At 30.2% G+C, this 12328-nt stretch carries 11 protein-coding genes; all 11 read left to right on the top strand.

What is annotated here, in order from left to right:
* Positions 1 to 79: 79 nt before the first annotated feature.
* The 11 genes from J2Z43_RS10790 (at position 80) to J2Z43_RS10740 (ending at position 12117) form a co-directional block, all read left to right on the top strand.
* On the top strand, positions 80 to 817 hold the full coding sequence (locus tag J2Z43_RS10790; RefSeq protein WP_209457211.1) for a response regulator transcription factor: 738 nt from the start codon (positions 80 to 82) through the stop codon (positions 815 to 817).
* The gene (locus tag J2Z43_RS10785) at positions 807 to 2279 is read left to right on the top strand and encodes a HAMP domain-containing sensor histidine kinase (RefSeq protein ID WP_209457210.1); all 1473 of its coding nucleotides are present in this window, start codon (positions 807 to 809) and stop codon (positions 2277 to 2279) included. Before J2Z43_RS10790 ends, J2Z43_RS10785 begins: the two co-directional genes overlap by 11 nt.
* Positions 2280 to 2466: 187 nt before the next feature.
* The gene (locus tag J2Z43_RS10780) at positions 2467 to 3156 is read left to right on the top strand and encodes a polyphosphate polymerase domain-containing protein (RefSeq protein ID WP_209457209.1); all 690 of its coding nucleotides are present in this window, start codon (positions 2467 to 2469) and stop codon (positions 3154 to 3156) included.
* 110 nt (positions 3157 to 3266) lie between these two features.
* On the top strand, positions 3267 to 3941 hold the full coding sequence (locus tag J2Z43_RS10775; protein ID WP_209457208.1) for a DUF4956 domain-containing protein: 675 nt from the start codon (positions 3267 to 3269) through the stop codon (positions 3939 to 3941).
* A 15-nt stretch (positions 3942 to 3956) separates the two neighbouring features.
* Positions 3957 to 5786 carry a CotH kinase family protein gene (locus J2Z43_RS10770; RefSeq protein WP_209457207.1) on the top strand — a complete coding sequence of 610 codons (1830 nt, stop codon included), beginning with the start codon at positions 3957 to 3959 and terminating at the stop codon, positions 5784 to 5786.
* A gap of 716 nt (positions 5787 to 6502) precedes the next feature.
* Complete coding sequence (locus J2Z43_RS10765) at positions 6503 to 7042, top strand: helix-turn-helix domain-containing protein (protein WP_024622348.1); 540 nt, start codon at positions 6503 to 6505, stop codon at positions 7040 to 7042.
* 18 nt (positions 7043 to 7060) lie between these two features.
* On the top strand, positions 7061 to 8101 hold the full coding sequence (gene potA / locus J2Z43_RS10760; protein ID WP_209457206.1) for a spermidine/putrescine ABC transporter ATP-binding protein: 1041 nt from the start codon (positions 7061 to 7063) through the stop codon (positions 8099 to 8101).
* A complete protein-coding gene (locus tag J2Z43_RS10755; protein WP_209457205.1) occupies positions 8101 to 8946 on the top strand; it encodes an ABC transporter permease in 846 nt (281 codons plus the stop codon). Before potA ends, J2Z43_RS10755 begins: the two co-directional genes overlap by 1 nt.
* A gap of 104 nt (positions 8947 to 9050) precedes the next feature.
* Positions 9051 to 9728 (top strand): ABC transporter permease, encoded by a 678-nt coding sequence (locus J2Z43_RS10750; RefSeq protein ID WP_209457204.1) that lies wholly within the window; start codon positions 9051 to 9053, stop codon positions 9726 to 9728.
* Positions 9728 to 10780: an ABC transporter substrate-binding protein gene (locus tag J2Z43_RS10745; RefSeq protein WP_234926366.1), complete on the top strand. Its 1053-nt coding sequence runs from the start codon at positions 9728 to 9730 to the stop codon at positions 10778 to 10780. Before J2Z43_RS10750 ends, J2Z43_RS10745 begins: the two co-directional genes overlap by 1 nt.
* Before the next feature lie 359 nt (positions 10781 to 11139).
* Positions 11140 to 12117, top strand: coding sequence for a glycoside hydrolase family 73 protein (locus tag J2Z43_RS10740; protein ID WP_209457203.1), 978 nt, complete (start codon positions 11140 to 11142; stop codon positions 12115 to 12117).
* The last annotated feature ends 211 nt before the right edge of the window (positions 12118 to 12328 follow it).

The raw sequence follows: 12328 nt of genomic DNA, 5'->3' as shown, positions 1-12328 counted from the left end.
ACATGTTAAATTTTGTTTTTAAGAGAATTTTAATAAAAAACTGATATAATTTATTTTAACTAGTGTATAGGAGGGTATTATGTCAAAACTAATATATATAGCTGATGATGAAGAAAACATTAGAAAACTTGTAAAGAAGTTTTTAGAAGATGATGGTTACAAGGTTAAAGACTTTGAAAATGGAAGTAGACTATTAGAAGAGTTCTATATAAATAAATGTGATTTTGTTATATTAGATATTATGATGCCAGGTTTAGATGGTTTTCAAGTGTGTACAAAACTAAGAGAGATTAGTACAGTTCCGATAATAATGTTAACAGCCAGAGATACTGATGTGGATTATATAGCAGGTCTTACACTTGGTAGCGATGATTACTTTACAAAGCCATTTAGTCCAATGGCGCTCGTTATGAGAGTGAGATCTATTTTTAGAAGAATTGAATTTGAAAAAGATCAAGGAAAAAACGACGATATATATATAAATCATAATTTGAATAATTTGGATCAAAGAAAACTTAGATTTGGGGATGTAATCATAGATGAACTAAGTAAGACAGTAAAATACGGAATAGATGAAAATATTTATCTTACCCCAAATGAGTATAATCTAATGACTTATCTTTTTAAGAACAATGATAGAGCAATATCTAGAGAAGAACTTCTAGACAAAATTTGGGGTTATAATATTGAAGTAGAGACTAGAGCTGTAGACGATACAGTTAAAAGACTCAGAAAAAAGATATTGTGTACAAATATTTCTATTGAGACAGTGTGGGGCTTTGGATTTAGGTTAAAAGAAGGTGTAGATGATAAATAAATTTAAAAGAGCATTTGATTATAAAATAAAGGCAAAGAAATTTAGTATTAAAGTTAGAATATTAGCTAGTATAATGTGTTTGATTACTGTAGTATTTTTAGCTATTATCCTTTCTTTTAACATACTTTTAGACAAGTATGTTAAATCAAGCTCAAGTAAGCAGTTGACAAGGGCAAGACTTAGTGTAGAAAAAATAAGCGATCTCCCAAGACCATTAAAACCTCCGTATGATAGAAAGATGGATGAACCCAAGGAGTTCTCCGAATTTATGAGAAATGTACAAGAAAAAGTAAGATTAGCTGAAATAGAATCTGAGGCTAACGCTATGGTAGTAAATTCAAAATACGAATTGTTATTTCCTAATAGGTATGATGATTTTTTAAAAGATATAGATGAAATGGAAAGTATTAACAAATGGTTAAAAAGAGAAAACTTCGATTTAAAATCTAAGAATAATATAAAAGTATCTACAACAGATAGGTATTACTATATTTCTAGTGTAGATATATCTAATCAAAATGAGAGTAAAGATCAGTACCTTATCATGTTTATAGATACAACAAGCACAATGAATTTGGCAACGTGGATAAACTTAGCTCTAATACTGGTCATGTGTGTTGCAGAAGTAATGTCTATAATAATAGCTTCATTATTATCTGAAAAGATAGCAAGCCCTATAAAGGAATTGTCGAGCTTTGCAAAGCAAATAGGAGAAGGCGATTTTAGAACAATAGAAAAAGATTATTCTGATGAAGAACTTTCAGAGTTGTTTAAAGTTATGAATAAAAGTGCTGAATATCTGGATAAGTATGATAAGGAGCAAAAAACATTTTTTCAAAACGCATCTCATGAGCTTAGAACGCCTCTTATGTCTATAAAAGGATATGCAGAAGCTATTAAGTACAATGTCATAGAAAAAGGTGAAGCCAGTGAAATTATATTAGAGGAGAGCGACAGGTTAAGTGAAATGGTAGAAGATCTTCTATATATTTCTAAAGTAGACAATATTACAAAGAGTTATGTGCTTACTGAGTGTGATTTAAGAGAGGTACTTTCAAATTGCTGTATAAAATTAAATGCAAAGGCTATAAATAGTAAAATAGAGTTTATATACGACTTTGAAAGTAAACCAGTGTTGTATAAATGCGATGAGAAGCACCTAACTAGAGCGTTTTTTAATTTGATTGAGAATAGTTTAAGGTACGCTCACAAGAATATATTTATTAGATGTAAGTATTTTGAAGGCCAGATAAGAATAGAGATTGAGGACGATGGGTCTGGAATTTCGAATGAAGATTTACCTTATATATTCGATAGGTTTTATAAAGGTGAAGGTGGAAAACATGGAATAGGGCTCTCTATAGTAGAATCCATAATAGAGAAACACAGTGGAGTTATAACTGCATCAAATGGCAAACTGGGAGCTGTATTTTTAATTGAGTTTCCAAAAATACAACTATAAAGTAAGGCTATGAACCTGTAAAGTTATTAGGTAATGAAAAAATACCGATAATCTTTACAGGTTTTTTATTTATTAAAATTGAATTTTGCAAAAGCCTTTGTTTTGCCGCAAATTTGCCTGCATTTTACGGAGAAATGGTGCATGGATATATTTTATAATTAAAAAGCAAAGGAAAGGGAGTGAATGTATGAAAAGTAATTTTAAATATAGATTTGAGATAAAACATAAGATAAGTGATGCAGATGTAGTTTCTATAAAATCAAAACTATCTAGAGTTATGAAAATTGACAAAAACTCATCTGGAGAAGGGATGTATACTATAAGAAGTTTATACTTTGATACTCCTGAAAATAAGGCTGTTGCAGAAAAGTTAGATGGGGTTCCCTATAGAGAAAAGTTTAGAATACGATTTTATAATTACGACTCCAGCTTTATCAAACTAGAAAAAAAGATAAAAAACAACGGAATGACACTTAAGTTTTCCGCTGCTCTTACAAAAGATGAAGTAGTAAAGATTTTAAATAACGATATTGGATTTTTAAAAGAATCTAATGATACTTTGCTAAAGGAGTTTTATATAAAGTTAAAATGCACAAGATTACAGCCAAAATCAATAGTTGATTATGAAAGGGAAGCATACATATATCCACTTGGTAATGTGAGAATAACGCTTGACCGAAATATAAGAAAGGTGGTGAATTCGTTAGATCCATTTGAATACGATACTTTGTCGGCTCCCATAGTGGAAAATAAAATGAGTGTACTTGAGGTAAAATACGATGAGTTTATTCCAGATTTTGTACGGGATTTAATTCAAATAAATAAATGTAGCAGTTCCGCTATATCAAAGTATGTTTCAAGCAGATTGTATATATAGTAAGAAAAACTGTAAATTCAAATTTATATGAAGTTTATATATTTAATATTAAAGTAAAAATAATTTAATCAAATAAAATAAATCTTAAAATAAGAGAGGATGAATTGGAAATGACGTTTAATGATATTTTTAAATCGAGCTTTATAGAAAAGGTTTCAGGGTTTTCTATAATAGATAGCACTTTAGCTTTAGGAGCCGCTTTTTTAGTAGGAATGTTTATATACTTGATATACAAGAAGACTTTTATGGGGGTTATGTACTCAAGACCGTTTAATGTATCTTTAGTAGCACTTACAGTGCTGACTACTTTTGTTATACTAGCGGTTACATCAAATGTAGTATTATCGCTAGGTATGGTAGGTGCGTTATCAATAGTGCGTTTTAGAACAGCTATAAAAGACCCAATGGATTTAGTGTTCTTATTTTGGTCTCTGGCTTCAGGAATTGTACTTGGAGCTGGACTATTACCTCTTGCCGTTTTAGGATCTATGATTATAGGACTTATACTAGTAGTATTCTCAAATAAGACTTTAAATTCAACACCGTACATACTTATGGTAGATTGTGATACAGAGCATGCTGAAAAAGAAACTATGGCTATGGTTAAAAAAGTATTTACAAAGTACCAGTTAAAATCAAAAAGTATCACTAGGGAAAAGGGAATTGAATTAGTTGTAGAGGTTAGGATGAAGGATGGAGAAACAGACTTTGTCAATAAATTAAACAATGTACTAGGAGTTTCTAATACAGTTCTTGTAAGCTACAATGGAGATTATGTAGCTTAGAGAGGAGCAGTTTATATGAAGAAAAACAAGAGTCTTTTGCTACTGACCTCAGTAATGGCAGTATTTTTATGCATAATAATAGGCTTGTATAGCATTTCTGACGTAACTAGTGTTGATCTATTTGACAATACATATATTGAAAAATATTTTGATAAAGAAAAAGTAATGAATATAAATCTTGAGATATCAGAGGAAGATTTAAAAGATATGGATGAAAATGCGATTAAAGAAGAGTTCAAACTAGGCAATGTTAGTGTAAACGGCGATGTTTACAATAATGTGGGAGTTAGAACTAAAGGTAACTCCAGTCTTACATCGGTTGCCAACAGCGATAGTGACCGTTACAGTTTCAAGATAAGTTTTGATAAATACAATAGTGGGCAAAGCATGAAAGGTTTATCTACGCTAAACTTAAACAACAATTATTCAGATCCATCGTATATGAGAGAATACATAACATACAGTATATGTAAAGACATGGGGCTAGCAACTCCAGAGTTTGCATTTGCAAAAGTATCTATAAATGGTGAGTATCATGGACTTTATCTTGCAGTAGAAGATATAGGAGATTCTTATTTAGAAAATAACTTTGGAGATACAACTGGAGAATTGTATAAGGCTGAAGAGCGAGCTACACTAGTTTATCAAAATGACGACAGCGAGAGTTATTCATCTTTAGTTTATAAAGGTGATAAGAAGAATAACTCTTGGTCAAATGTTACTAAATTACTTAAATCACTAAAAACAGGTGAAGATGTAGAGAAGTATATAGATGTAGACTCAGTGCTAAAAAATACTGCGATAAACACAGCTTTGCTAAATTTAGACAGTTACCAAGGAAACTTTGCTCATAACTACTATTTGTATGAGCAAGATGGAGTATTTACAATGTTACCATGGGATTTCAATATGTCTTTTGGAGGCTTTGGAGGAGCTGGAGGTATGTCTAGAAAAGAGGAAAAAAGTGGGCAAACGGCTAATAATCAACAAACAGAAAATCAAGCATCAAATAAAGAAACTAAGAATGATAATTTAACAGACAATGATAAGGAAAGGAATCAGGCCAATGAAGCACAAAAAGATGACCAAAGTATATATATAGATGAGCCAACTACAGGAAGTATGGATGAACGACCTCTTGTATCTACAATACTTAAAGATAGTGAGTATAAAGAGAAATATCATAAATACTTAAATGAGATAGTTACAAAGTATTTAGATTCAGACTATCTAGAAAACATGACAACAAAAGTAGCAGATTTAATAGACCCATATGTTAAAGACGATCCAACTATATTTTATAGTTATGAGGACTTTAAAACAAATATGACCTCAAAAGTAGAAGGAAGTAGTGATAATAAGGGCCAAAAATCAACTCCAGGAATTCTAGAAGTAGCACAAAAAATGAGCAATGCTATAAAGTCGCAGCTTTCAGGGGAGACATCATCTGTAAAAGATAAAAATACTGAAGAGACATCAGAGACATCTACTGATACTCCAGAGGATATTGGAAATACAAAAGATTTTAATAATAATGGAGAAAATTTACCCCAAAATGGAGATCAACCACCTAGAAACGGTAATATGCCTCCTATGAATGGAGATATACCACAAAATGGAGATTTACCTGCAGATGCAGAGGTTAAGTCGAATACAAAAAACAATGATCCAAACGGAGCAAATAGAGAAGCTTCAACAGATAAAGGAAACCCTAAAATGGGCGAAAATCCTAATGGCAGAGGAAATACTAAGCAAAATTTAATCATAGTTGGTATATCTATATTGATTATGATTATTGCGTTAATATTTACAAAATTATTTAGGAAGAGAAGGGTGATTAGATAAAATTATAAATTTTATCTAGGATATTTCTTAAAGTTATGTTGAATATTGAATATAACGTAGAAAAGTGTTAATAACGTTGAATGTGAGAATGATTACTTAGGAGTGAATAGCATGAAAGCAAATGAAGATAAATTAAACTATATTACTATAGCTAAAGCATTAGGAATTAGTAGTTAGTGGACATGTTGGAGGAATATATAAGTATGTTGGTATACCTATATATTTTACAAAACCAGATGAATTGTTTCCTGTTTACTCTTTCCACATTCCGTTATTTATATTTTTATCAGGGTATTTAAACCTATATATATTGAGAATTTATTGACAAAAAAATTAATCTTAGTTATAAACTAGCCTAAAAATATTGAGCTCTCTTTCATTGTAAGAGGGCCAATTTTTGATTATAAAACTATTACTATAAACAATTATTTATACAAAATAATAATTATTGCGATATATTGATTAATAGAAAATATCAATAAATTGCTTTTTTTAAATAAAAAATAAAGAAGTTACATACACTAAACTTTTAAATTATTAATATAAACTTATTTTTTAATTTCATGATAAATGTATTAATATAACTTGGTTTCAGGAATAACGAAAAAAACAAAAAAAATAAAAAATACTTGAAATTATACGCGGATTTATATATAATTAGCTATGTTGTTTAGAAAAATTAAACTTAATGTTTAGTAAAAATTAGGAGGAACAAAATGGATATCGGTGAAAAAATCAGAAGGCTAAGGATAGAGAAACAGCTGACCCAGGAAGAGTTAGCAAATAGATGCGAACTATCAAAAGGTTTTATATCACAGATTGAAAATAATTTGACATCACCATCCATAGCGACATTAATAGATATATTAGAAATTTTAGGAACAGATTTAAGAGAGTTTTTTAATGAAAGAAATGATGAAAGAATAACTTTTACAAAAGAAGATATGTTTGAAACTGAAGATGAAGAGTTAAACTACAAATTAAAGTGGCTAGTACCAAATGCACAAAAAAATGAGATGGAGCCAATAATAATTACTCTAGAATCTTCAGGAAGATATAAAGAAGAAAAGCCTCATGAAGGTGAGGAATTTGGATATGTATTGGCAGGATCGATATATGTTCATATGGGAAGTAAAAAAATGAAAGTTAAAAAGGGAGAGAGTTTTTATTTTAGATCACGCGAAAATCACTATATTTCAAATGAAGGAAAAACTATAGCAAAGGTTCTTTGGGTGACTACTCCTCCATCATTCTAAAAGAGAGGTGTTGGATAATTGGAAAATATTGTAGAATTAAAAAATATATCAAAGGCGTATGAAGATAATATCGTACTAGATAATTTTAACTTGGAGATAAGGAAAAATGAGTTTTTGACTTTATTAGGTCCTAGTGGTTGTGGTAAGACTACAACACTTAAGATTATTGCAGGATTTGAGTTTGCTGATGAAGGTCAAGTAGTCTTTGAGGGTAAGGAAATTAGCGATGTACCACCGTATGAAAGAAGTGTTAATACTGTTTTTCAAAAGTATGCGTTATTTCCTCATATGGATGTTTATGAAAATATAGCTTTTGGACTTAAAATTAAAAAAGTCGAAAAAAGCATGATAGACCAAAAGGTAAAGGACATGTTAAAGCTTGTTGCCCTAAGTGGGTTTGAAAACAGAAAAGTCGAGTCCCTAAGTGGTGGACAGCAACAGAGAGTTGCTATCGCAAGAGCATTAGTAAATGAGCCAAAGGTGTTATTACTAGATGAGCCATTAGGAGCACTAGATTTAAAACTAAGACAAGAGATGCAAATTGAGCTAAAGAGAATCCAACAAAAGCTTGGAATTACATTTATATTTGTAACTCACGATCAAGAAGAAGCTTTAACAATGTCTGATACTATAATTGTAATGAACAAAGGAAAGATACAACAAATGGGAACTCCAGAGGATATTTACAATGAGCCAGAAAATGCTTTTGTAGCGAAATTTATTGGTGAAAGTAATGTAATCGATGGAGTAATGTTAGATGACTACAGAGTTGAATTTTCTGGAATGGAATTTGAATGCGTCGATAATGGTTTTGAGAAAAACGAAAATATAGAAGTTGTTGTAAGGCCAGAAGATATAAAGATGGTAGATCCAACAAAAGGGATGCTTAAAGGAAAAGTTATATCTTCTGTATTTAAAGGGGTTCACTACGAAATGGAATTAGATGAGAATGGAAGAACTTGGCTTATTCAAAACACTAAAAATGCAGAAATTGGTACTGAATTAGGCATGGATATATATCCAGAAGACATCCATATAATGAAAAAAGTGAGAAGCTAATGAAGATAACACAAAAAAGATCAATTCTAGCCTATCCCTATTTCGTATGGAGTCTAATTTTTATAGTAATCCCCTTATTACTAGTTGTGTTTTTTAGCTTTACTAAAGAAGTAGGTACTGGATATGTATTTACTCTTGAGAACTACAAAGATGTAATAAGTCCAATATACGCTAAGGTGTTTGGACGATCAATAGTACTAGCAGGCGGTGCAACTTTGTTATGTCTTGTTATTGGCTATCCAGTAGCATTTCTAATTTCAAAGTTTCCTGTAAGTAAAAGAGGTAAATTAATATTATTATTTATTTTACCTATGTGGATGAACTTCCTTCTTAGAACATATGCTTGGGTTGCAATATTGGGTAAAAACGGACTTTTAAATACGCTTTTAGGATTTTTCGGAATAGAGGGAATAAATATCCTTTATACAAATTACGCTGTACTTCTGGGTATGGTTTACAATTTCTTACCGTTTATGGTACTGCCTATATACACAGCGCTGTCAAAGATGGATGAAGATCTTATAAATGCAGCTCACGACTTGGGAGCTAACAACTTAACTGTATTTAGGAAGATAATCTTTCCGTTAAGTTTACCCGGAGTTTTTTCTGGAATAACTATGGTGTTTATGCCAGCTGTAACGACATTTGCTATCTCGAGACTTCTAGGAGGCGGAAAAGTAATGCTTGTTGGAGATTTAATCGAGCAGCAGTTCACAGTAGTGGGTGACTGGAATTTCGGTTCCGCAATATCTATGTTTATGATGGTAATTATCCTTATATCTATGGCTATAATGTCTAAGATGGATGATGATACTGGCACGGAAGGCGGTGGATTCCTATTTTAAAGTTAAAGAAAGCAATATCGAATGTATATTTATTCTTGGTGTTCTTATTCTTATATGCACCAATATTCGCACTAGTACTATTTTCGTTTAATGATTCCAAGTACATGTCTAAATGGGATGGATTCACATTTAAATGGTACGGCCAATTATTCCAAAATGAAGGTATAATGAGTGCGTTGTATTATACAGTTACAATTGCAATCATCGCATCAGTTCTTGCTACTATTATAGGTACAATTAGTGCGATAGGGATCGTAAAAATGAGAGGAAAGAGTAAAAAGTTGATTTTAAATATTAACTATATTCCTATTTTAAATACAGAGATAGTTACAGCCGTAGCTATAATGAGTTTATTCATATTTGTAAAAATGGAATTTGGTTTTATGACTATGCTCTTAGCTCATATAATGTTCTGTACTCCTTATGTAATACTTTCAGTTTTACCTAAGATCAAGCAACTTCCTGAAAATATTGAAGATACAGCAATGGATTTAGGGGCTACACCGATGTACGCTCTTAGAAAAGTAATTCTTCCTCAAATAAAACCGGGGATAATCTCAGGATTTTTAATAGCATTTACAATGTCTATAGATGACTTTATAATAAGTTTCTTTAACACAGGAAATGGTGTAAGCAACTTGTCTATAGAGATATATGGAATGGCGAGAAGAGGAATTAAACCAGAGATAAACGCTCTATCTACAATAATGTTTACAGTAGTTTTAGCACTACTTTTATTATCAAATAAAAAACAGTCTATAGTAGGAGGGGATAAAAAATAATGAGAACAAAAAAAATATTATCTCTTTTACTTGTTTTAATTATGTCTGTATTGATGTTTACAGGATGTAATAAATCTACAGATACATCTAAGAAAGTCTTGTACGTATATAATGTTGGAGATTATATAGATGAAACTCTTCTTAAAAAGTTTGAAAAAGAAACTGGAATCAAAGTACAGTACGAAACTTACGATACAAATGAAATGATGTACCAAAAAGTAAAGAGTGGAAGTACAAACTACGATTTAGTATTTCCATCTGATTACATGGTCGAAAAAATGAAAAATGAAGATTTATTGGAGAAGATAGATTTTAAAAATATACCTAATTTTAAATATATAGATGATGGTTTTTTAGATCCAGAGTATGACAAAACTAATGAGTACAGTGTACCCTATATGTGGGGGACACTGGGTATACTTTACAATAAAAAAGAAGTCAAAGAACCTATAGAATCATGGGATATACTTTGGGATTCTAAGTATAAAGGAAATATGATGGTGTTTGACTCTGTTAGAGATACTATTGGAATAACTCTAAAGAAGCTAGGATATAGTATGAACAGTACAAATTCTAAAGAAATTGAAGAGGCGAAAAAACTATTATTGAAACAAAAAGACTTAGTTTTAGCTTATGTTAATGATGAAGGTAAAGATCGCCTACTTGGAGAAGAAGTAGCCATGGGCATGATCTATTCTGGAGATGCAGTTACATTAAAGGATGAAAATCCTAATTTAGAGTATGCAATACCTAAAGAAGGTACAAATAAATGGATAGACGCGATGTGTATTCCAAATACAAATAAGAATAAAAAAGAAGCAGAGATGTTTATAAATTTCTTATTGGATCCTGAAAACGCCAAGGTGAATACTGAGTATATAGGTTACTCTACACCTAATAACGGAGCTTTAGAACTTTTGGATGACGAAATTAAAAACGATCCTGTAGCGTATCCATCAGATGAAGTTTTGAATAAGTGCGAGACTTTTGTGGATATTGGGGATAGCATAAAGCTTTATGATAAGGCTTGGATAGAATTAAAATCAAAATAAACTTAATATGTAGTTTAGATATATTTAATAACAAAATAAAAAGATATTGCAAGTTTATTGTAATATCTTTTTTAGTATAAATATCTATAGGGCAATTCTCAAAGCAATTAATGAGGTGTGCATTTCTAGATCATCCATCTTCTTAATTAATTTTCAATAATAATTACCTCACTAAAATATAAGATATATTTTACATTAATTATACAATTATGATAAAAAAGGTGAATTATTTTTAAAAATATTTACAACTTAAAAAATTCTATAAATCGATTTTAATAAATGTACATCTTTTTAAAAAAAGATAAGTATGTTAAAATTATTAAAATAAATTCATTTATTGGTAATAAGAAAGGATAATTATGCCTAACAAGACTGAGAAAAGTATAAAAAAGAATAAAAGAAGAAATAGCAGATTTAAAAGAGGTATGAAAAAAATTTTTATAACTATCACAACTGTATTAAGTATAATTGTCTTATTTAATGTTACTAAAACGTTAGAAGATTTATTTGGAAGTAAAGATATAGAAAACGCAAAAGTCGAGTACTATGTAAATATTGCAGATAAGGTTAGTGATGGAAAAGCGCAAGTGAGTTGGAAAGATTTATTAGCTATAGAATCTGTAAAAAATGATGGCGATTTAAGTGAGGTAAGAAAAAATGACAGTTTAAAAATTGGAGAAAGATTTTTAATAAAAGATAAGGATGAAGAAGGGAAAACTATATATAAAGTAAAAAAACTTGATAATGTATTAAATGAGTTAAATTTTACTGAAGTACAAAAAGAAGAAGTCCATCAAAATATATCAGACTTAGAATATGTATTTTTAGGAAAAAAACTTGATAAAAATGATTACAGGGTTTTATTTATTAAACAAATGGAGGATGCAGCTGTAGAAAACTATTATGAATATGGAATACTGCCTTCAATAACAATTAGCCAAGCTATATTAGAATCTGGATGGGGTAACTCAGTACTTACTGAAAAGAGCAATAATTTATTTGGAATAAAAGCAGATAAAAGATGGAATGGTGATAAATTTGGAATTGAAACTACAGAAAATTACAATGATAAGATAGTTGCAAACTTTAGATCATACAGTTCTCTAAAAGATTCCGTAAGGGATTATGGAAAATTCCTAACAGAAAACAGCCGTTACACAAAACATGGTTTATTTGAGTCTAAGCTTTATACAGATCAAGCACAATCCTTAGAAGATGCTGGATACAGCACTAAGATAAATGAACGTGGAGAGAAAATATATGCCGATATGTTGATAGAAGTTATAAAAAATTATAATTTACAGATTATCGACAATAAAGTAATGGAAGAAGAATAAAAAAATAAAAAAAATGTAAAAAAGTGTTGACTCATGTAAAAATAGATGATATAGTTATACTTGTCCTTAAGAAAGAGACAAACGAAACACAACAAGCAAGAAAATAAATAAAAAAGAAAAAGAACATTGAAAATTAAACAGTAGGTTAATTTATAAGAAAACAAGAAACAAACCATATAAAGCCAGATATTAAAGATAACGATAGTATCTG

The organism is Metaclostridioides mangenotii, assembly GCF_017873185.1.
Taxonomy (GTDB): Bacteria; Bacillota; Clostridia; order Peptostreptococcales; family Peptostreptococcaceae; genus Metaclostridioides; species Metaclostridioides mangenotii.
This window is presented reverse-complemented; position numbering and strand designations above follow the sequence as displayed.

What these genes read in the sequence shown, in the direction of transcription:
- J2Z43_RS10745 (WP_234926366.1), top strand. Translation starts at nt 9,728, where the DNA reads ATGAGAACAAAAAAAATATTATCTCTTTTACTTGTTTTAATTATGTCT.
- J2Z43_RS10755 (WP_209457205.1), top strand. Translation starts at nt 8,101, where the DNA reads ATGAAGATAACACAAAAAAGATCAATTCTAGCCTATCCCTATTTCGTA.
- J2Z43_RS10785 (WP_209457210.1), top strand. Translation starts at nt 807, where the DNA reads ATGATAAATAAATTTAAAAGAGCATTTGATTATAAAATAAAGGCAAAG.
- J2Z43_RS10790 (WP_209457211.1), top strand. Translation starts at nt 80, where the DNA reads ATGTCAAAACTAATATATATAGCTGATGATGAAGAAAACATTAGAAAA.
- J2Z43_RS10740 (WP_209457203.1), top strand. Translation starts at nt 11,140, where the DNA reads ATGCCTAACAAGACTGAGAAAAGTATAAAAAAGAATAAAAGAAGAAAT.
- J2Z43_RS10770 (WP_209457207.1), top strand. Translation starts at nt 3,957, where the DNA reads ATGAAGAAAAACAAGAGTCTTTTGCTACTGACCTCAGTAATGGCAGTA.
- J2Z43_RS10775 (WP_209457208.1), top strand. Translation starts at nt 3,267, where the DNA reads ATGACGTTTAATGATATTTTTAAATCGAGCTTTATAGAAAAGGTTTCA.
- J2Z43_RS10750 (WP_209457204.1), top strand. Translation starts at nt 9,051, where the DNA reads ATGTCTAAATGGGATGGATTCACATTTAAATGGTACGGCCAATTATTC.
- J2Z43_RS10780 (WP_209457209.1), top strand. Translation starts at nt 2,467, where the DNA reads ATGAAAAGTAATTTTAAATATAGATTTGAGATAAAACATAAGATAAGT.
- J2Z43_RS10765 (WP_024622348.1), top strand. Translation starts at nt 6,503, where the DNA reads ATGGATATCGGTGAAAAAATCAGAAGGCTAAGGATAGAGAAACAGCTG.